The organism is Clostridium sp. 16K-1-R1 (assembly GCF_023921145.1).
Taxonomy (GTDB): Bacteria; Bacillota; Clostridia; order Clostridiales; family Clostridiaceae; genus Sarcina; species Sarcina perfringens.
The window spans coordinates 1,300,815-1,321,249 of record NZ_CP046515.1; the positions used below are offsets into that span (position 1 = coordinate 1,300,815).

A 20,435-nucleotide genomic window follows, 5' to 3' on the forward strand; every position below is an offset into this window, starting at 1 on the left:
TTAAAATATAAATAAAGTGTTAAGAGAAATTAAAAGATTAAGGAATTAATGTAATAATTAAAATTCATTAGTTTCTATATAAAGCTTAAAATTTTTTTATAATATAAATATTTGGTAGGGGCAACTAAGTATTTATTATAAAAATTTTTATAAATAACATAATAAAAAGGGGGACAAATTTAATGAAGGAACAGAAAAAACAGATGAAGAGGTTTTTATCCTCAACGCTCAATGGTTTGGTGGTATTGGCTCTTATAATGCCTAGTAGTGTAGGAACTAATGTAATGGCAGAGGAAATTCAAAATGGGACAAGCCATACAGTAAGAAATTTAGAGAATATTGCTAGGGATGAACTTTATTTTAAGTATCAAAATCCAAATGAAGTAGTAAGAGTTATAGTTGAACTTGAAAAGCCAGCAGCTATAGAGGAAGCTAAGGCTGAAGGTGAGAAAAAACCATCTGAAGCAAAAATTCAAGAAGTAAAAGAAGAACAAAAAGATGCTAAGGATGAAGCAGAAGAAATTACAGGAGAAAAGATAAATAAAAGCTTTGGAACCTTAATAAATGGATTCAGTATCGATACAAAAGTAAAAGATATAGAGGAATTAAAGAAAATCGATGGTGTAAAAAGCGTAAAAGTTGTAAAGACTTATTATCCAGCTATGAATTCTGCTAAAGATTTAACACAGGCAGTAGAAACTTGGAAAGAGTTAGGCTTAAAAGGTGAAGGAATGGTTGTTTCTATTATAGATTCAGGAATAGATCCAAATCATAAAGATATGAAAATAACAGATTCATCAAAAGCTAAGCTTAAAAAAGAAAATTTAAAAGATGGACCAGGAAAATATTTTACAGAAAAAATTCCATATGGATATAATTTTGCTGATGAAAATGAAAATATTATAGATACACATCCAAAAGTAAATATGCATGGAATGCATGTAGCAGGAATAGTTGCTGCCAATGGAAGTGATGAAGAGGTTGCTAAAAATGAGGCAATAAAAGGAGTAGCACCAGAAGCACAATTACTAGCTATGAAAGTTTTTTCAAATAATCCTAATAGACAAGGGGCAGCTGAGGATGATATAGTAGCTGCCATTGAAGAGTCTGTTAATCAAGGAGCAGACATAATAAATATGAGTTTAGGATCTTCTGCTGGATTCCAAAAAGAAGATGATCCAGAACAAATAGCCGTTAAAAAGGCTGTGGATGCTGGGGTAGTCGTTGTTGTGGCTGCTGGAAATTCACAATATTCAACGGCTCCATACAAGGTTCCAGATATAAAGGATACTGGTTTAGTAGGAGCTCCTGGAACTGCAAAGGATGCACTTACAGTAGCAAACTATCATAATAGTAAGATGTTATTACCAACAATAAGCTTTGAAGATAATGGTGAAGCAGTTAATATACCATTTATGTTATCAGGAGAAGAAAATAGTCTTAATTTAGATAAAGACTTTGATTTAGTAGATTGTGGACTTGGAAAGGTACAAGATTTTAAAGGAAAAGATTTAAAGGGAAAAGTTGCCTTAATAAAAAGAGGGGAAATTACTTTTATAGATAAAAATTTAAATGCACAGGTAGCTGGTGCTGAAGGGGTAATAATATACAATGGAGATGGTGATGAGTCATTTATAAATATGGCAACAGATCCAAAGGTTAAAATTCCATCAGTATTTGTTAAAAACTCAGACGGGGAAAAATTTAAAAATGCTATTAATAAAAGTTTAAAAATAAAGTTTACAAACAATAAAATATTAGTTGCAAGTAGTGATGCTGGTGATTTTGTTGAATCATCATCATGGGGACCTACTCCAAGCTTAGACTTTAAACCACAAATATCTGCACCAGGTGGAAATATATATTCAACTATAAATGATAATAAATATGGTATTAAGACTGGTACATCAATGGCAGCGCCACATGTTGCTGGAGGAGAAACATTAATAGTTGAAGGGCTTAAAAAGGAAAATCCAAATCTTAAGGGAAGAGATTTAGTAGAATTAGCAAAAAATACAGCAATAAGTACTTCTAAGATAGAGATGGATAAAAATAATCCTAAGATACCTTATTCACCTAGAAGACAAGGAGCTGGTCTTATGCAAATAGAAGAAGCTCTTAAAAATAAGGTTGTAGTATTAGATGAAAATAATAATTCTACTGTAGCATTAAAGCAAATAGGAAATGAGAAAGAATTTACATTAACATTAAAAAATTATGGAGATAAAGAGGCTGAGTATGATGTTGAAAATTTAGGTGGAGTTTTAACAGAAACTAGTGATACTTTAAAGACTATGTCTCATGATGTAAGAATTGAGGGGGCAAATCTTAAGTTTGATAAAAATAAAGTTATTGTTCCAGCTAAGGGTACAGAAACTTTAAAAGTGAAATTAACAATACCTAAAGCCGTTTCAGAGGATAGATTTGTTGAAGGATTTATTAAACTTACAGGAAAAGATGTTCCATCATTATCAGTTCCTTTCATAGGATATTATGGAGACTGGGGAAAAGATCAAATAATAGAAGCTATGAATTGGGATAGTAAAAATCAAAAGTTCATAGTTCCATCAGAAGTATTAACAAATTTAAATGGAGCAATTGGGTACAAGCTAGGTTTAGGAGCAAAGGATGAAAAGGGAAACCTTAAAGTAGATCCTAGTAAAATAGCAATATCTCCAGATGGAAATGGAAATGGTGATATCATAGCTCCATATTTATATTATTTAAGAAATGCTAAGGTAACTGAATTAGAGTTATTAGATAAAGATAAAAAATCCTTAGGCGTTATAGGACATGAAGACTATATAAGAAAAGAGGAATATAGTGAACCAAGTGGAAGTGGAAAAGCTCCAAACTTATTTGAGAACTTAACTTGGGATGGAAAGCTATATAACCAAAGTACAGGAGAAAAGGAAGTTGTACCAGAAGGACAATATTATTTAAATATAAAATCAAAAGTTGATTATGATAATGCTAAAGATCAAGAGGTAGTTGTTCCAGTACAAGTTGACCTTACTGAACCTAATATTGAAATAACTTCAGGAGACAAAGTATTAGGTAATAAGGATGATAATGAAGTAGATTATAAATTAGAATGGACTGCTAAGGACAATGTTTCTATTATACCAGATATAGCTACAGTATATGTAAATGGTAAAAGCGTAAGAGCTAATATAAGTGAAAATAATGGCACTTATAGTTGTGACATAAAGTTAAAAAATAATGCTTTAAACGAAGTTAAGATAGCTATGAATGATACAGCATTTAACTTAGGTGAAGTATCTAAGAATATAAAGGTTGAATCTTCAGATCCATTAATAAAATTTGAAGGTAACTTTGGAACTGCTACTTTAAGTGTTGATAATTCTTTAGAATATCTAGTAAAGGGAGTAGTTTTAGGTCCAGTAAAAGAATTTAAGTTAAATAATGAAGATGTTAAGGTAAATGAAGATGGAACTTTTATACATAAAGTTTCTTTAAAAGAAGGTATGAATAAAGTTAATATTTATGCGAAAGATGAAAATGGAAATGTGTTATATAATTATGCTAGTAATATATTATGTGATACTAAAGCTCCTATAATAAACTTATCATCTCCAAAGGTAGAATCAGATGGTATAGTTATAACTAATGAAGATAAAATAAATATAAAAGGTACTGTTGAGGATAACACATGGGGATATAAATTCTATAAAAATGACACTATTCAATTAGAAGTTGAAGAGAGAGCTAAGCCAGGAAATGATAGTACAAGAAGAGAGTTTTCATATGAAGTTCCTGTAAAAGATGGAGATGTTATAGTATTAAAGGCCGTTGATGTATTAGGTCATGAAACTCTTAGAAAGCTTACTGTTAAGGTTGATAAAAATGCTCCAGAAGTGACAATTGGAGGGGTATCAGATCAAGGAATATACAATAGTGATGTAACTCCAAAGGTAGTTTCTAATGAAGATGCAGAAATTAGTTACTTATTAAATGGAAAAGATTATGATGGAAAAACTCCTATTTCAGAGGATGGAAACTATGAGCTAATTGTAAGGGCTAAAGATAAAGCTGGAAATAAAACAGAAGTAAAAACTAACTTTACTATAGATAAAACACCAGCAAATATTTCTGTTAATAATATTGAAGAGGGAAAAGTATATAATGAAGAAATTATTCCTGAAATAGCTAGTAATGAAGAAGCTACTTTTAAATATACTTTAAACGGAAAAGAATATGATGGTAAATCTAGTATAAAAGAAGATGGTGACTATGTTTTAAATGTACAAGCAACAGATAAAGCTGGAAATGTATCAAATAAAGAAGTTAAGTTTTCTATAGATAGAACACCTGCTAATATATTTGTAACTGGAGTTGAAGAGGGTAAAGTTTATAATGAACCTGTTACTCCAATAATTGAGATTGATGATAAGGATGCAACTTTAAAATATACTTTAAATGGAAAAGAATATGACGGAAAATCAAGAATAGATGAAGATGGTAAGTATATCTTAAAGGTTGAAGCTTTAGATAAAGCAGGAAACCCATCAGAAAAAGTTATTAACTTTGCTATAGACAGAAGTTCCTTAAAAAATTCAGAAAAGGATGATCCAAATAACAATAAGAAATATAATGAACCTATTGATGAGGAAATAGTACAAAAGCCTGAAGCTAAAACTGATTCAAAGGAGGAATTAAATGCTAATAAGCTTAGAGAAGAGAATAAAGTTAGTGAAGAAAATAAAAGTAATGAAGAGAACTCAGTTAAAGATGAAAAACTTCTTAAGAAAGAAGGAACATTGCCAACAACAGGACAAGTTCTTGGAGGATCTATGCTATCTTTATTAGGAGCTATAATGGCTTCAGTTGGAGCTGTTTTCTTAAAAAGAAAAAATAAAAACAAGGAAGAATAGTTAATAGAAAGTATTTAAAATAAATTAATAATTTATGATATTTTAAGGGGATTATTTAAAAATATAAAGTAGATAAAGAGTTTTCTTATAGGGTAAACAAAGAAATTTGTTTATACTTAGGAAGGCTCTTTATTTTCTTACTAATAAAGATGATTATCTTATAAAAAATCGATTATATTAATAACTTTAGACTTTATTTTAGTGTAATAATAAATTTCTTTTTGCAATTTTAAGTATATATTTTTTATAAAAATGATGCTTTTTAAATAAGGAAAAAATACCATATTTATTCAATAGAAAATGTTTACATTAATAGGGTGAAGTAGTATAATAAAAGTGTAAAGAGAAAGAGGTATTACTACAAAATAAGGTTTAAAAATTTTAGAATATAAACCTAAAATGGATTATTTTAAAACTTATAAACGTTTATAGAGTCCTGGATTTTGAATTTTGCTTTTTAATTAACAGTGATCTAATTCTCTTTTCATAAGATATAGCTTTAATGAAAATTTATGTGTTTTTAGGACTTTACATACTAATATGATTCATTTTATAAGGAATTTATGATTATTAAAAGGGGTGTTGTAATATGTTACACAAAGGCAATGAAAAAATAAAAATAACTTTTAATGAACATTTTTTAAGTAGAGTCGATTTTATGAGAGCTGTTGTTAGATACTTAATGAAAAATGATAGGGACTGTAAAGTAATAGATTTTTATCATTTAATAGTTGATGACAAAAAATATTATTTAAGAGATCAAAATTTAACACCTGAAGGTGCAAAATGTATTCAAAATGCAATTTTAATTCCAGTAGATGAGTAAAATTTTATATTTATATATAAATTAAAAAGATTAAGAGAATTATTTTTAAATCTCTTAATCTTTTTGATTTTTTATTTAGTTAATTTCATATAAAGTTAGTAGCATATAAGCAAATAGAGGGGGTTAAAAAATAATATTTTCTAAGTTTGTATATAATATTTTAAATTGAAAGAACCAAGAGACTATTGGAAGGAGATCTCTTGGTTCTTATAATAATTATAACTAAAATAAATAATTATAATTAGAAGGCATATTTAATTTATTGAAAACCTAGCAATAATCCAACTTGATATACAAGTGTTGATAAAACTAAGGCAATTACAAATGTATATACAGCAGAGAATATAGTCCATTTCATAGAATTAGTTTCCCTTTTTATTGCCCCTAAGGCTGCTAAGCAAGGAGTATATAAAAGAGTCATAACTAAGAATGAAATTGCTGAAAGTGGAGTAAATACCTGTTGAATTACATTTATTAAGGCTTCCCCTTCTTCAACTCCAGCATAAACCATACCCATTGTTGCAACTACTGATTCTTTAGCTAATATACCAGTTATTAATGATACACCAGCTTGCCATGTTCCATATCCAGCTAGTACAAATAATGGAGCAACAAAGCTACCAATCATACCTAAAATAGAGTGTTCACTATTTGGTTCAACTCCTAGTGGTAATACAGATAAAGCCCAAAGAACTATCATCATTGGGAATATAATCATTCCAGCTTTCTTGAAGAAAGCACCTGCTTTTTCCCACATTAATAAGAATACATTCTTTATAGATGGCATTCTATAAGCAGGAAGCTCCATTACAAAATATGAAGATTCACCTTTAAATAAAGTTTTGCTAAATATTTTTCCGCTTATTAAGGCAACTATAATACCTAGCACATATAAACTAAAAAAGACTAAACCTTGATGAGTAGGGAAGAATGCTTCAACAAATACAGCATATATAGGCATTCTAGCACCACAGGATATAAATGGATTAATAAGTATAGCTATCATTCTATCCTTTTTGTTTTCTAAGGTTCTAGTAGACATTATTCCAGGAACATTACATCCAACGGAAACTATCATAGAGACGAAGGTTTTTCCATGTAATCCCAAACCCCTCATAAGTCTATCCATAACGTAAGCAGCTCTTGCCATGTACCCACTGTCTTCTAAAAGTCCTAATAAGAAGTACATAACCATAATTAATGGTAAGAAAGAAAGAACAGCACCTACACCACCAAATAGTCCATCATTTATAAATCCTACTAGTAATTCGGGAGCACCCATATTAGAAAACCATTCAGATACAATTACACCTGCTTTAGCTATAAGATCTCCAAACCATTCTTGAATTCCAGCACCAATAATAAAGGTTAATTCATATAAACAGTACATAATAAGTGCGAAAATAGGGATTCCTAAATATTTGTTTGTAACTATTTTATCTATTTTTTCAGTAGTTGTTACTTGCTTTTCACTAGGTTTCTTTATTACATCTTCAGTAATTGATGATATAAAAGAATATCTTTTATCAACAATAGACATATCAGCTTCAAAGCCTATATTTTTTTCTATGGTCTTATTACTTTCTTCAAGCTTAGTAAATATACTTGGAGAATTTAATTGTTTTACTTTATCTTTTATATATTCATCATTTTCTAAAAGTTTTAAAGCTGTCCAATTAACAGGGAACTCCAATTTGTTTTTATATGTTTCTAGTAAAGAAGAAAGGTTTTTTATTTCATTTTCAATATCTTCACCATAATTTATATTAATAAGTTTTTCATTCTTTTTTGAATGTATAGAAGTTTCTATTAATTCTTCTATTCCTCTATTTTTTAAAGCTGATGTTTTTATAATAGGAACACCTAATCTTTTAGAAAGTTTATTTGTATCAATTTCTATATTTAAAGCCTCAGCTTGGTCAATCATATTAAGAGCAATAACCACATTTGCTCCCATTTCTATAAGCTGAGTAGTAAGATAAAGATTTCTTTCTAAATTAGTTGCATCCACAACGTTTATAACCACATCAGGTTTATCCTTTAATATGTAATTTCTAGCAACAATCTCATCTTCTGAGTATGCTCCTAAGCTATAAGTTCCTGGTAAATCAATTACCTTGTAGCTTTCACCTTTAAACTTTAAAGTACCTTCTTTTTTTTCCACAGTAACACCGGGCCAGTTTCCTATATGTTGTCTTGATTTAGTAAGCAAGTTAAAAAGGCTTGTCTTACCACAGTTAGGATTACCAGCTAACGCAATAGTTAACATTAATTTTCCCCCTTAATAAAGTTTTAAATTTAGTAAAATACCCAATACCAACTCTAAAAGATTTTTATTTAGTCTTTTAGATAAACCATTTATATATTAATTAAAAAATAAATTATTATATTAAAGTATGTTTCTTATTAATACATAAAATATCTCAATACACCATTTAAAATATAATAATATTCATTATCAATTAAAAACAAAAATATATAGCTTAGATTTCTTTAACAAAGATTTTATTTGCTAAAGTTTTATCTAAAGCAAGACGTGATCCGCTTATACTAATTATTAGTCCTGTAGTATCATTTTTAATTACATCTATAATATTTCCCTTTGAAATTCCTATTTCCATAAGTCTTTTTCCTAGGGAATCATTAATAAGCATTCTTTCTATCTGAATAGAACTGCCTTCTTTAGTCAAAGACATAGGTATCATAAAAAGTTCCTCCTTTTAAGATATTAAGTACTAAACTAAAATGCTTTTAGCCTCGTTTTTTCTTAGAGTTAACTTATATCCTCTTACAATAACTTCAATAGGATCACCAAGAGGAGCCTTACCTGTGATTTCTAAAGTAACGCCAGGGGTAATTCCCATATCTAATAATCTTCTTTTTACAATACTGTCTTTTTGAATTCCTTTAACAATAAGTTTTTCACCTACTTGTTTTTTTTCTAAAGTATCCATTTTGCATATCCCTCCTAATTATAAAAAACTTAATTTTATCTAATTAAAATTATTTTTGTAAAACTAGTAACCCTTTTTCAGTTATTTCCCAGCCTGAAATAGAATTTAAACTTTTAGAACTCCCACAACCACATCCACATGATGAGCATTGGTCTTGAGAGCAGCCAGATAAAGAGATTTTCTTTATATATCCCTTTTGTTCTAGTTGTTCTTTGTAAATCTCAACCATTGTTTCACTTATATTAAGCTCTTTAGCAATAGTAGAGGATGAGAATTCATTTGAAATTTTCATTATTTTTAAGATAGCTTTTAACATTATATCACCTCTTTACATATCTAAGAAACAAATGATAATTAATCTCAATTGCTATTATAAGGAATTTGATAATTGTTTTCAATTGAGTTTTGCTATAGAATATTTCTATTAGAGTAAAATAACTCCTTTAGAAATAGATATCCTAGTAAATACTGGTATTAACTTAGATTTTTATTTTAAAGGAATAAAATAAGTAGGAAATTAAGTTATTTAGGTATGATATAAAATAAAAGATATTAGTTTATGAGTGAAACTATTTAAATAAATTTTATTTGAAGTGAAAATAAAAAAAGTGAGAAATATATTCTCACATAATAGTAAAATAAATTAATTTAAAAATAAGTTTTGAAATGAGGTTACTAAAATAGCAATATAAGGTTTATACATAATTTTATTAAAGTGAATTTGCTGTGTAAGTAAATTTGTATGGAATTTAAATAAAGGAGATGTGGATAGTAAAAAAGTTTTTAGGTAAAACCATACTGTACAAAAGTAAGGAGGTGTTTATGTATAAACCTATATGATTATTTATATGTAATTTCTAGGTTTTGGTGAATAATTTTAAATATACTATTATATTTAAAATTTTGAATTAAGTTTAACATTATTTCGCATAATAACAAATAATATTTATAATTTATAGATTTAATTATATTAAGCAATAATCTTTATAGAAGGATTTAATTTTAAATCTAACAATTTGATTTTATGTTAATTATAATAAATAAAGTTTAAAGGAGGAATTAAGTTGGAAAATTCATTAATGTTTTGTTATCAATGTGAGCAAACAGTTGGAGGAAAGGGATGTACTAAAAGAGGGGTGTGTGGTAAGACGCCAGAAATAGCAAATCTTCAGGATTTATTAATTTACCAATTGAAGGGAATATCATGTTATGCAAAAGAAATCCTTGATAAAGGAGGAAATATTGATCAAGAGGTGGTAAAGTTTGTAGAAAATGGGCTATTTACAACCTTAACCAATGTAAACTTTGATCCAGAAGTTCATATCAATCTTCTGAAAAAATCTCAAAAAATAAAAGAAAAACTTAGAAAGATTGCTCCAAAAGGAGAATATCCAGAGCACGCTATATATAATTTAAGTGATAGTAAAGATGAGATGTTAAAAGATGCTATTAAAGCTGGAATAATGTATGATGATAGCTTAGATCAAGATATAAGATCTTTAAGATCAACAATTTTATATGGATTGAAGGGAATAGCAGCATATGGACATCAAGCTAGGTTTATTAACTTTATAGATAAGGAAGTAGATAATTTTTATTTTAAAGCCTTAGAAGCCACTACTAATAATAAACTAAGTTCAGAAGATTTAATAGAATTAACTATGAAAACTGGAAATATAGCTATTGCAGTAATGAAGTTATTAGATGATGCTAATACAAGTAAATATAAGAATCCGACTCCTCATAAGGTAAATATAACTTTAAAAAAAGGACCTTTTATAATAGTATCAGGACATGATTTGAGAGATTTAGAAATGCTTTTAGAGCAAAGTGAAGGAAAAGGAATAAATATATATACACATGGTGAGATGTTACCAGCTCATGGTTATGATGGATTAAAAAAATATAAGCATTTAGTTGGGAATTTTGGATCTGCATGGCAAAACCAACAGAAGGAGTTTGATGACATTCCAGGATGTATTTTAATGACAACAAATTGTTTAATGCAACCTAGGGAAAGCTACAAGGATAGAATATATAGTACCAGTGTAGTTGGTTGGGAAGGAATAAAACATATAAAAGCTGATGAAGATGGATATAAAGATTTTTCAGAGATTATAAACAAGGCTCTTGAACTTGGTGGTTATGATGAGGATGAAGAATATAAAGAAATTTTAGTTGGTTTTGGACACAAAACGACTTTAAGTAATGCAGAAAAAATAGTCTCTGCAGTTAATGATGGAAATATAAAACATTTCTTTGTAATAGGAGGATGTGATGGAGCAAGACCTGGAAGAAATTATTATACAGACTTTGCAAAATTAGTACCTAAGGATTGTATAATTTTAACTTTGGCTTGTGGAAAATATAGATTTAATAAATTAGAGTTTGGAGAGGTTGCAGGGTTACCAAGATTATTAGACATAGGACAATGTAATGATTTGTATTCAGCAGTTAAAATAGCAACAAGCTTAGCTGATGCTTTTGATACCAATGTAAATTCATTGCCTCTTAGCATAATACTTTCATGGTATGAACAAAAAGCCGTGGCTGATTTATTAGCACTATTAGCTCTTGGAATAAGAGGAATATATTTAGGACCATCATTACCAGCTTTTTTATCACCAAATGTACTTCAATATTTAGTTGATAATTTTGACCTTAAACCAATAAGCACTCCAGATGAAGATCTTAAAAGTTGTTTAAGACAAAATTTATAATAAAATATTAAGAAGTCATATCAAAAAGGAAGAAATGAGTTTTATTTAAATTATAACATTAAAAAATAAGAGAAAGTTAATTCTTTCTCTTATTAAGAGTGATTTTAAAAAGCAAGACCTAAGTCTATAGGTTTATACTTTTTATTTTGATTAAGATTTAGATTAGTTTAAAGGAGATTTTAGGGTAATATTATTATAGGAGTCTTTAGTTTATTATGTTTATACTTTGGTTAATTTCTTTTAAGCAATTCTTAGGTACTGGATAAATAAGATTACTTAAATATAAAGTTCTTTGGTTTCTTATTATTTAAATAGTTTATTCTATCATAAACTTTATGTAATTATGTAAAATGGATTAAATCCATAATTGAGCTTGTAAAATAAATGCGTAGCTAATTAGCAAAAAAGAATTAGAGGAGAGCATTAACATAGCTACACATTTAATTAACTATATTTTTAGTTGTGTTATTTTACATGTCTATATAAAATCAACACTATTTTGAAAATTGTCTATTAATAAAAATATAAACTATTTAGGTTTAATCTTTATAATATATAACTTTTATATCTTCATTAAGGATTATAGACATAGTTTTAGATTTCTATACAATTTACATAAAATAATTTTAAAATTTAAAAAGGATTATTATTACCTTAGTTTTTTTATTAATAAGGTTCTACCATCTTGCAAAAAGATTCTAGTGTTAGAAAAGCCATTGTATTTCCAAAAAAGTTCATTTCTTTTGTTAGTAGGGGTAAGTTCTATAGTTTTAGCACCTTCTTTTATCATTTTTTCTTGAAGTTTACTATATGCAATTTTACCTAAGCCTTTATTTCTAAATTCTTTGTTTATACAATACTCTAATATTATAGATTTCCCACTTTCATCAATGTATATAATGTAAGTTGCAAAACCTATTATTTTATCTTTCTCCTTAAAAAATATTATTTTTAGAGGGTTAAAATCTCTTTCAGAAAGTTCTAAAACAGAATCTTTATATTCTTTAGATAAAAAATATTCAAAGGTTTCTTTAGAGAGTGGACTTGTTTCAAAAATATAGTTTATATAATCATGGAACATATTCCAAAATAGATTTAAATCTTTAAAGCTTTCAATTTCATAAATTTTAATACTCATAATTAAATATGTAAAGTTTATATTTAAATATAAACTTTATCAAAATCCTCCTTTCAAAATTATAAACCTATACATTAAGTAAAATAAATTAAGTAAAAAGTAGGGTTCTCTTAAATATAGAAGGAGATTTTAAAATGAGAACCCTTAATAAGTATGAGTTTTAAATTATATATTTATATATATGATTTTATATAAGGATATATTAATATATGGATTAAATTAAATAATTTTCAATTGGTGTGATTTACCATGACGAAAAATGGAGGTTTTATGGTATAATAAGGGAATAGGGGAAAGTTATTTCATAAACCTTATATTTCTATATAAGGTTTATATTTATGTGCCTAGAATTTCATTAAAAAGTTATTAATGAGAAGTATAGTGAGTTGTTATTTGGTATTATATTTGAATTTTATCTATAATTTAAAACAAATGGGGAGGTGAATGTCACTAGTATTATAAAGTAAGTATTTAGAATACTTTATATTTAATGTATTTTAAGACATACTAGGATAAGTTGTAGTGAATTTTAATTAAATTACAATCTTATTTAAAGATTTTATTATATTAGTGGCTAAATTTTTGAAGTTAATTTGGAAAGGGAAGTTTAACGGTGTAGAGGATCTTCCAATAGATGAATTGCCTGAAAACGCTGTAAGGTTTGAAGAACCGGAATCAGCTGAGGAGCTAGCTAAAGAAACTAGAAGATTTTTAATACCCGTTGTAATATTTTTGCTTATAGTTATTTTTCTTAGAATAAAAACTAATGGATTTTTTGGAGTGAGTGATGTACTAAATATTTTTGGAATTATCTTAATACCTTTTAGTATATTACCACATGAATATTTGCATGCTATATTTTTTCCAAAAGATGCAGAGGTTGAAATGTGGTATTCTATTAAGCAAAGGTTGGCTTTAGTTACATCTAATACAGCCATAACAAAGAAAAGATTTATATTTTTAAGTATTTTTCCAAACATAGTATTTGGGTTTTTACCACTTATAATATGGATTTTTATACCTAGTGATATGAGTTTTATATCAGGAATTTTATTTACTTTTGGTTTTATAAGTTTAACCATAGGATCTGGAGATTTTATGAATATTTATAATACCATAAAACAAGTTCCTAAAGATGCTATGGTTCAAATTTCTGGGTTAAATTCTTATTGGTTTTTTAAAGAAAAATAAATTAAATGTATATATAATAAGTTTAGGCATATATAATTAAGAAAAAATTTAATATAAAAAGCAAGTAATTTTACTTGCTTTTTATTATTTTTTAAAGAAAAAATAATAAAAAAAATGATATAATAAGTTAAAGTTTTATTTTACTCAATGGATAAAAATTAGAATTAGGAGGAATTCACCATGAATTTTTTTAATAAAAATGAAGAAGAAAATAGTGCTGTAGAAGAGAAAAGTGCTGTAGAAGTTGCTGTAAATGAAGAGGGTAATGTAGAAAATGTTACTTTTGACAAAAGCGAAGCTGTGGCATATGGTGTTGATTTAGAAGCAGAATTAGAAGATGATAAAAAAGATGAAAAAAATAATGAAGTAGATGAACAAGGAGAACTTTTAAATCCAATACCTACACCAGTTAAGCAAGGTGAAAATATGTTAGACTATGTTGTTACTCTTTCAGATGAACAAAAAATTAAGTTAAATGAGCTTATACAAGCTAATGATTTTTCAGGAGTAAGTAGATTGCTTTCAGAGCATAAAAGAATAATTTCAACTCCTAAAGAGTTATTTAACATAGTTTTAAACTTTAATGATAGCAAAATAATTCCTTTTAAATCTGCTATGGTACTAGGATTAGATGAAATAGATGCATTTAATGTTTTAGCAAGACAATATCCTATATTAAAAGAACTTGAAAGAAATAAAATATCCATAAAGAGAATTAATAGGGTTCAACAATCGCAAATTATTCTTGTAGATGGAGAAATGAAATTATCTTAAGTTAATATTAGAAGATTAAATAATCTTTTATTAAGATATTAGATTATTTTTAATAGACAATCTTTAAAGGTTTAAAAAAGAGATTTTATGATTAGAGTTAAATCATAAAATCTCTTTTAACTTATATTAAATAATATAAGATTTTAATATTTAGTTTCTAAATATGTTTTTTATTTTGGCATGAAAGGATAATCTTAAAGATTACTCCTAGTATAAAAAAGCCAAAAAATATACTTAAAAGACTTAATGTGTATATGTGAGTTGATAACAATAAGTCAAAAAATAGACCCATGAACAATCCAAATATAACATAAGCTAAAATAAAAATTTTGTTTTGTTTATAAGTAGAATTTCTCATAAAACAACACCCCTTTAATCCCCTTTTATACTTTCATTATACAACAAAATATAGAATAATAGGTTATGTATGGAAGTTAAGTGTTAAATATATAAGTATTTAGATATTTAATAGTTTTATTTATAAGAAAGTCATTTTAATGTGTTTTATTTTGATAATTATGTAAAATTTATGGTGTTTTTTTAAGGGGTATAATAGGCTATTAAATAATGCCTTTTAAAAATAAGAGTATAATTTTATTAATAAAGTTATGTAAGTTAATTTCTGTAATATAGTACATAAATTCATACTAAATATTAGTTGTATTACAGTAGTTAATTTGCACTTATTTATAATTATTTTTTTGAAAAAGAAAGGATGATTATTATGATTAGCGAAAGGGTAGATTTATTAATTAATAACGGTGAGATTTTAGATGAGATTGAAGGGACTTCTGAGAGAAATATTGATAGAAAATATAGTGCCTTAAACCTAACATTAAGAAATGAAATTGCTAACATAGATAGAATAGAAAAAGCAATAAAACTTATAAAAGAAAATACTTCAGCTTTTTCAGAATATAGAAGAAGAAATTTATTGAACTTAGCTGTAAATATATCCTTAGAAGAGGATATGGACAAAGCTTTAAGTGAAATAGAAAACATTTATATTAATCTTAAAAGTGAATTTTCACAAAGTAGATATTTAATGTTAGCAGCAGAAGAAATATTCTTCTCAAGAAATTTTATTAATGTTGAAGAAGTGATAATGAATACAAAGAGTGCTTACAAGTATATGAAGAAAAATCATAGATTTGAGACTAAGAGAGAAGATCTTTGCTCAGCAGCAATGATTGCTATGACTTCAGAAAATCTTGAAGAAACCTTCGATGAAATCAATGAGTGTTATGATATTTTAACAGATTGTGGTTTTTCAAAAAATAATGATTTAGAATTATTAAGCAATGTGTTATCAATAATAAATATGCCTGTTGATATAAAATGTGCACAAGTAAGAGATTTAGCAACCAATTTAAAAGAAAATAAGGTTGAGTTTAAGAAATCTTATCTTCCAATACTAGGAATAGCAGCCTTTGTAACTGATGATTACAATAAGTTAAGTAAAAATGTTTTAGATGTTTCAGAGACTTTAAAAGAAAATGAAGGATTTAGATCAGTTACTGTGGATGAAAAAGCTAGAAATATTATGGCTTTAATTTTAGTGGTTAAGGAATATTTGGATAATTTAAAGGATGATTCTAAGCTAAAGATTATAAAGAAATCTTCAGATAAATCCTTAGAGGCTGTATTTGCAATTGCTTCATCTGGTAGTGTTACCATTGAAGAAGTTGATATAACCGTTACAGAATAATTAGCTTAAAATTTATTATATAATTAATTTATAAAGTAAAAAGTATTTTTAACAAAAATGGAATGGAAGTTTGTATTTGTGATTAAGGGCTGTATCAAAATATGAAATTATTTTGATACACGCTCTTTTTCTTTTAAAATAAATTTTAGAACAAAAACTATAAAATATTTAGCAATAAATGGTATAATTAACTGATGGAATAATTGGGATTTTGATTTAATAAGGAGGGAGAAAATGTATAGATATGAATATGTAGAAGCACAAGCAGAAGGTTTCTTTAATAGTGCTAATCATAGAGAAATTATTGATGAATATGCTGAGAGAGGATTTAGATTTATCACTGCAATACCAACTAGTTTTAGTAGCTATGGAAGTATAAAAACCTTTGATTTAGTTTTTGAAATAGAAGTATAGTAATTATATTATTAAAATTATGGATAGCATAAGTAAGATAAAGGAATCTATAATAAACACTTTAATATAGATTCCTTTATTTGTATAATTACATCCAAGTTATTTTAGCTTCTTTTCTTGGTACAGTTCTTTTATATTTAACTTTAGGATAACCAATAACCATACAGTTTACTAAGGATTCATTCTCTTTTAAGCCTAAGAATTCATTGATTTTAGGGTTTACTTCAGAGGCTCTTTGTAAAAATCCACTAAAATATGTTCCAAGTCCTAAAGCATTAGTCATAAGCTCCATATTAGATGCTGCAAGAGAAGCATTTACAGTAGATTCTGATTTAACAATTATAAGTGCAGGAGCTTTAAAGAATAGTTTATCTTCACCATTTGGATCTTCTAAGAAATCATTATACATTTTAATCCACATATGGCAATATCTCTTTATATTTTCAGGAGTAGTTTCTTTATTTAATAAGTTTTCTCCTAGAGATTTTAAGGTTTCTAGGACTATTTTTCTAAGTTCTTGAATCTTATCTTTTACAACAACATAAGAAACATTTTGCATATTACTACCTGTTTGAGTAAATCTTCCTGCTTCTATTATTTTTTCAAGTTTTTCATCTTCAACATCTCTGTTTTGGAAAAGTCTTGTACTTCTTCTGAACTTAATAAAATTTAAAAGTCTATCTGAATCAATATCAAAACTTCCTTTCTTATATTCTTCAATTTTACTCATATCGTAATCTGAATCTGAAACAGCCTCCTTAGGACAAATAGCAATACAGTGCCCACATTCCATACAGCTTTCATTTTTTATATGAGCCTTACCATCTAACATTTCTATGTCACTAACTATACAATCTTGCATACAAAGGGTACAGCCTATACATTTACTAGTATCCACATTCATCATAATAAATCAACCTACCTATCTAATAATTATATATCCAAATAAGATTATAGTAATTATGAAATTTTAAGACAAGTACGCAATATTTATTTAGTTACTTACAAAAAGTTAAGTATTGAAGTTAATTTTATTTAATTTAATATTATATAATTTATAATGGATTTAAAGTAAATAAGACTTTAGAAAAGTGGAAGTTATTTGTATAAATGCTTTATTTAAGAAGAAGCAAAATAGACTATTAAGAAATATTATTATGTGATATCATTAAGCAGTAAAATAAATTTTAGGACCGGTGTTATATGAAAAAACATAATAAAAGGAAGATTAATGAAAAGCATATAGAACACGCTTTAAAGGTTTTAAGTGGTAAATGGAGATTAAAAGTTTTATGGGAAGTTTCTAGTTATGACAGTATAAGGTTTAATCAGCTACAGAAAAACGTGGATGGAATATCTAGTCTTATGCTAACAAGAGTTTTAAAGGATCTTATAGATAACAAACTTGTTATAAGAACTCAATTTAATGAGGTGCCTCCCCATGTTGAATATTCTTTAACTGACTTAGGGAGAAGTCTATGTCCTATAATAAGGCTTTTAGAGGATTTCGGTAAAAAGACATTAGAATAAAAAATATAAAAAATCAAAATTTACTTAAAATACAGTTTTAAATTAAAGTTTAAAAGAGGAGTTTTAATATTTATATTAGGTAGGAATATTAAAACTTCTTATTTTTTTTATTTAATTTTCAATCTTTAAAATTTACTTATGAAATATAATTTGAATAGGAAATAAAATATGAACAAATTGTAACTAAATGTGGTACAATTTTTATAGAAGTATATTTAAAATAAGCAAATAAGAGTTTGAAAGAAGGAGAAAGCCTTGGAAGTAAATAGTATAAGAAAAACTTTAAAAAAGGCATTACCACCAACTATTTTATCTATGGTTTTACTTTTAGTAAATTTAAAGTTTTTTGGATTAAGTAATATAATTATTGCAACTTATATGACTTTAACATTTATAAGAATGAGGACATATCTAATAATTGAAAATAATATTTTTAAGCCCTTATTTATACAATTAGCCATAGGGGTATTAGCCTCTGTTGCAAGTATGGGAGGACTTTTAGAAGTATTAATAAACTTTTTTGGAATAATAATATTGGTTTATTTACTTACAGATGAGTATAATCCGGATAGTTATTTCCCTTACTTAATGGCCTTCGTTCTTCTTCAAATGTTTCCAGTAAAATTTGATCAAATTTCTAATAGGCTTTTAGGAATTTTTGTATCATACATAATAGTTTATTTAGCTTTAATGATTGTATCACCTAAGGGAGAAGATAATAAAATTCAAGAACTAATAAAAAGTGGATTTGAAAATATTCATTCTCAATTTAAAAATCTTTATTATGATGATATAGATAAAGTTAAAAGCGAACAGATAGAGCTTTTTGATATTTGTAGGGAGCTTAATAGATTTGTGTACTCAGGTGGAAGAAGAAAGTACTATCAAATTATGATTGCTTTTCAACATATAAATAATATTATACATGACTTAAAAAGTTCAAAGGAAATAATTGAGGAAAATAAAAAGGAATTTAAAAGGTTTTATAAGTTATTTAAATATCTTGAAAATAATTTTAATGATTATAAATTATGTGATGAAAAGTTAGAGGGATTTAAAAAAGAATTTAAATTTCACAATAAAAATCTCACTTTTTACACAAGTTTAGTTTTAAGATATTTATCAGAATCTATAGAACATTTAAATTATCATAGATTTAACTTAAGGAAGTTTTTAAACTTTAAAAATAATAAGGATTATTTTCAAGTTTATAGTAAATATAACTTTAAACTTAATGAATTTAAACTTAGATTTGCCATAAGAATGTCAGTTATAGTAACTTTAGCTTTTTTCGTAATTAGAAGATTTTCCTTACCAAAGGGATATTGGTTACCAATGACAGTCTTTATTTTAGCTCTTCCTTTTTATGAAGATAGTAAAGCAAGGGTTTACGCTAGATTTAGAGGAACTATTTTAGGAGTTATAGTAGCATTTTTACTATTTTCTGTTTTTAAAGGACAAGAGATGCATTTTGTTATAATTTTAGTTACAACATTTTTTATGTATGCTTTTAAAGATTATGCAACAATGAGTATATATGTAACTTGTTATGCTTTGGCCATAACTACCATATCTATGAGTGATGGGGAAGCGGTTATATTAAGACTATTATATACAGGAATCGCTGCTATAGTAGTATTATTTGCTAATAAATTTATTCTTCCTAATAAAAATCATGTTGAACTTATAAATATGGTGAAAAGGTTAATTGATTTAGATAAGGTTATGATCACTAAAGTAAGAGAAGCACTAGAAAAAGATTTTGATGAAATGGAATTAAGAAGAATTATTTATTCTTCATATTTAATTAGTGGGAGAATACAAATGCATACAAATCCTAGTGATGAAAAAGAAGATAAAGAAATTAAAAAGTTTATGCTTTCAAATAGTGAATTTACAACTTCAATTATAAACTATGCAGTTGTTTTGAGTAATTCAAATAAAGGAGCCTTAGATTATGAGTACATAAATGAGGGTATAAGTTTGATTGAAGAAAAATTAAGGAGTTTTAAGGAAGAATTTTTTTATAATCCTAATTACATAGGAAGCTTTTGTAAAAACATTCAATTAATAGACCATGAGGATAATTATAAGAATTATTGTTTAATTAAGTGTGTAGACAGGGTTTATAACCTTGAAAAGAATTTAAATGCATTAAAGAAAACAATAATAAATTAAGATAATAATTTTAATATTCAATTTAAAAAATCCTTTATTTTAAAAATAAAATTAACTTTTTACTTAACTTAACATATTTAATCATTTATATGCATATATAAATAATA

15 protein-coding genes are annotated in these 20,435 nt (G+C 26.5%); 9 read left to right on the forward strand and 6 right to left on the reverse strand.

What is annotated here, in order from left to right; all coding sequences use genetic code 11:
- The first annotated feature begins 182 nt into the window (after positions 1–182).
- On the forward strand, positions 183–4,895 hold the full coding sequence (locus GOM42_RS15680) for a S8 family serine peptidase (RefSeq protein WP_110077402.1): 4,713 nt from the start codon (positions 183–185) through the stop codon (positions 4,893–4,895).
- A gap of 589 nt (positions 4,896–5,484) precedes the next feature.
- Entirely contained in the window at positions 5,485–5,721 is a 237-nt protein-coding gene (locus tag GOM42_RS05660; RefSeq protein WP_003451889.1) for a hypothetical protein, read from the forward strand.
- Positions 5,722–5,980: 259 nt separating this feature from the next.
- Here GOM42_RS05660 and feoB read toward each other — a convergent pair whose 3' ends face one another.
- The 4 genes from feoB to GOM42_RS05680 all read right to left on the reverse strand — a co-directional run bounded on the left by feoB (position 5,981) and on the right by GOM42_RS05680 (position 8,991).
- Complete coding sequence (gene feoB, locus GOM42_RS05665) at positions 5,981–7,990, reverse strand: ferrous iron transport protein B (RefSeq protein WP_110077403.1); 2,010 nt, start codon at positions 7,988–7,990, stop codon at positions 5,981–5,983.
- 214 nt (positions 7,991–8,204) lie between these two features.
- Positions 8,205–8,426, reverse strand: a complete 222-nt coding sequence (locus tag GOM42_RS05670) for a ferrous iron transport protein A (RefSeq protein WP_003456171.1) — start codon at positions 8,424–8,426, stop codon at positions 8,205–8,207.
- Between the two features lie 30 nt (positions 8,427–8,456).
- On the reverse strand, positions 8,457–8,675 hold the full coding sequence (locus GOM42_RS05675) for a ferrous iron transport protein A (protein WP_003463636.1): 219 nt from the start codon (positions 8,673–8,675) through the stop codon (positions 8,457–8,459).
- A 49-nt stretch (positions 8,676–8,724) separates the two neighbouring features.
- On the reverse strand, positions 8,725–8,991 hold the full coding sequence (locus GOM42_RS05680) for a FeoC-like transcriptional regulator (protein WP_004457350.1): 267 nt from the start codon (positions 8,989–8,991) through the stop codon (positions 8,725–8,727).
- Between the two features lie 748 nt (positions 8,992–9,739).
- Between GOM42_RS05680 and hcp the strand changes: the two genes are divergently transcribed.
- Positions 9,740–11,395: a hydroxylamine reductase gene (hcp, locus tag GOM42_RS05685; protein ID WP_004457143.1), complete on the forward strand. Its 1,656-nt coding sequence runs from the start codon at positions 9,740–9,742 to the stop codon at positions 11,393–11,395.
- 649 nt (positions 11,396–12,044) lie between these two features.
- Here the strand turns inward: hcp and GOM42_RS05690 are convergent.
- Positions 12,045–12,533, reverse strand: a complete 489-nt coding sequence (locus GOM42_RS05690; RefSeq protein WP_004457193.1) for a GNAT family N-acetyltransferase — start codon at positions 12,531–12,533, stop codon at positions 12,045–12,047.
- Between the two features lie 582 nt (positions 12,534–13,115).
- Between GOM42_RS05690 and GOM42_RS05695 the strand changes: the two genes are divergently transcribed.
- From GOM42_RS05695 to GOM42_RS05710, 4 genes are all read left to right on the forward strand, one after another.
- Complete coding sequence (locus GOM42_RS05695; RefSeq protein WP_003463642.1) at positions 13,116–13,724, forward strand: DUF3267 domain-containing protein; 609 nt, start codon at positions 13,116–13,118, stop codon at positions 13,722–13,724.
- A gap of 180 nt (positions 13,725–13,904) precedes the next feature.
- Positions 13,905–14,498 (forward strand): hypothetical protein, encoded by a 594-nt coding sequence (locus GOM42_RS05700; protein WP_003463644.1) that lies wholly within the window; start codon positions 13,905–13,907, stop codon positions 14,496–14,498.
- Positions 14,499–15,222: 724 nt separating this feature from the next.
- Entirely contained in the window at positions 15,223–16,206 is a 984-nt protein-coding gene (locus GOM42_RS05705) for a DUF4003 family protein (RefSeq protein ID WP_049039320.1), read from the forward strand.
- Positions 16,207–16,440: 234 nt separating this feature from the next.
- The gene (locus GOM42_RS05710) at positions 16,441–16,620 is read left to right on the forward strand and encodes a DUF4177 domain-containing protein (protein WP_003480946.1); all 180 of its coding nucleotides are present in this window, start codon (positions 16,441–16,443) and stop codon (positions 16,618–16,620) included.
- 88 nt (positions 16,621–16,708) lie between these two features.
- Here the strand turns inward: GOM42_RS05710 and GOM42_RS05715 are convergent, their stop codons facing one another.
- Positions 16,709–17,527, reverse strand: coding sequence for a nitroreductase family protein (locus GOM42_RS05715; protein ID WP_110077404.1), 819 nt, complete (start codon positions 17,525–17,527; stop codon positions 16,709–16,711).
- Between the two features lie 296 nt (positions 17,528–17,823).
- Between GOM42_RS05715 and GOM42_RS05720 the strand changes: the two genes are divergently transcribed.
- Both GOM42_RS05720 and GOM42_RS05725 read left to right on the forward strand, forming a co-directional pair.
- A complete protein-coding gene (locus GOM42_RS05720) occupies positions 17,824–18,150 on the forward strand; it encodes a helix-turn-helix domain-containing protein (RefSeq protein ID WP_057257802.1) in 327 nt (108 codons plus the stop codon).
- 255 nt (positions 18,151–18,405) lie between these two features.
- A complete protein-coding gene (locus GOM42_RS05725) occupies positions 18,406–20,328 on the forward strand; it encodes an FUSC family protein (RefSeq protein ID WP_110077405.1) in 1,923 nt (640 codons plus the stop codon).
- The last annotated feature ends 107 nt before the right edge of the window (positions 20,329–20,435 follow it).

Coding starts and splice junctions, on each gene's coding strand:
- GOM42_RS15680 (WP_110077402.1), top strand. CDS start 183: ATGAAGGAACAGAAAAAACAGATGAAGAGGTTTTTATCCTCAACGCTC.
- GOM42_RS05660 (WP_003451889.1), top strand. CDS start 5,485: ATGTTACACAAAGGCAATGAAAAAATAAAAATAACTTTTAATGAACAT.
- feoB (WP_110077403.1), bottom strand. CDS start 7,990: ATGTTAACTATTGCGTTAGCTGGTAATCCTAACTGTGGTAAGACAAGC.
- GOM42_RS05670 (WP_003456171.1), bottom strand. CDS start 8,426: ATGATACCTATGTCTTTGACTAAAGAAGGCAGTTCTATTCAGATAGAA.
- GOM42_RS05675 (WP_003463636.1), bottom strand. CDS start 8,675: ATGGATACTTTAGAAAAAAAACAAGTAGGTGAAAAACTTATTGTTAAA.
- GOM42_RS05680 (WP_004457350.1), bottom strand. CDS start 8,991: ATGTTAAAAGCTATCTTAAAAATAATGAAAATTTCAAATGAATTCTCA.
- GOM42_RS05690 (WP_004457193.1), bottom strand. CDS start 12,533: ATGAGTATTAAAATTTATGAAATTGAAAGCTTTAAAGATTTAAATCTA.
- GOM42_RS05700 (WP_003463644.1), top strand. CDS start 13,905: ATGAATTTTTTTAATAAAAATGAAGAAGAAAATAGTGCTGTAGAAGAG.
- GOM42_RS05705 (WP_049039320.1), top strand. CDS start 15,223: ATGATTAGCGAAAGGGTAGATTTATTAATTAATAACGGTGAGATTTTA.
- GOM42_RS05710 (WP_003480946.1), top strand. CDS start 16,441: ATGTATAGATATGAATATGTAGAAGCACAAGCAGAAGGTTTCTTTAAT.
- GOM42_RS05715 (WP_110077404.1), bottom strand. CDS start 17,527: ATGATGAATGTGGATACTAGTAAATGTATAGGCTGTACCCTTTGTATG.
- GOM42_RS05720 (WP_057257802.1), top strand. CDS start 17,824: ATGAAAAAACATAATAAAAGGAAGATTAATGAAAAGCATATAGAACAC.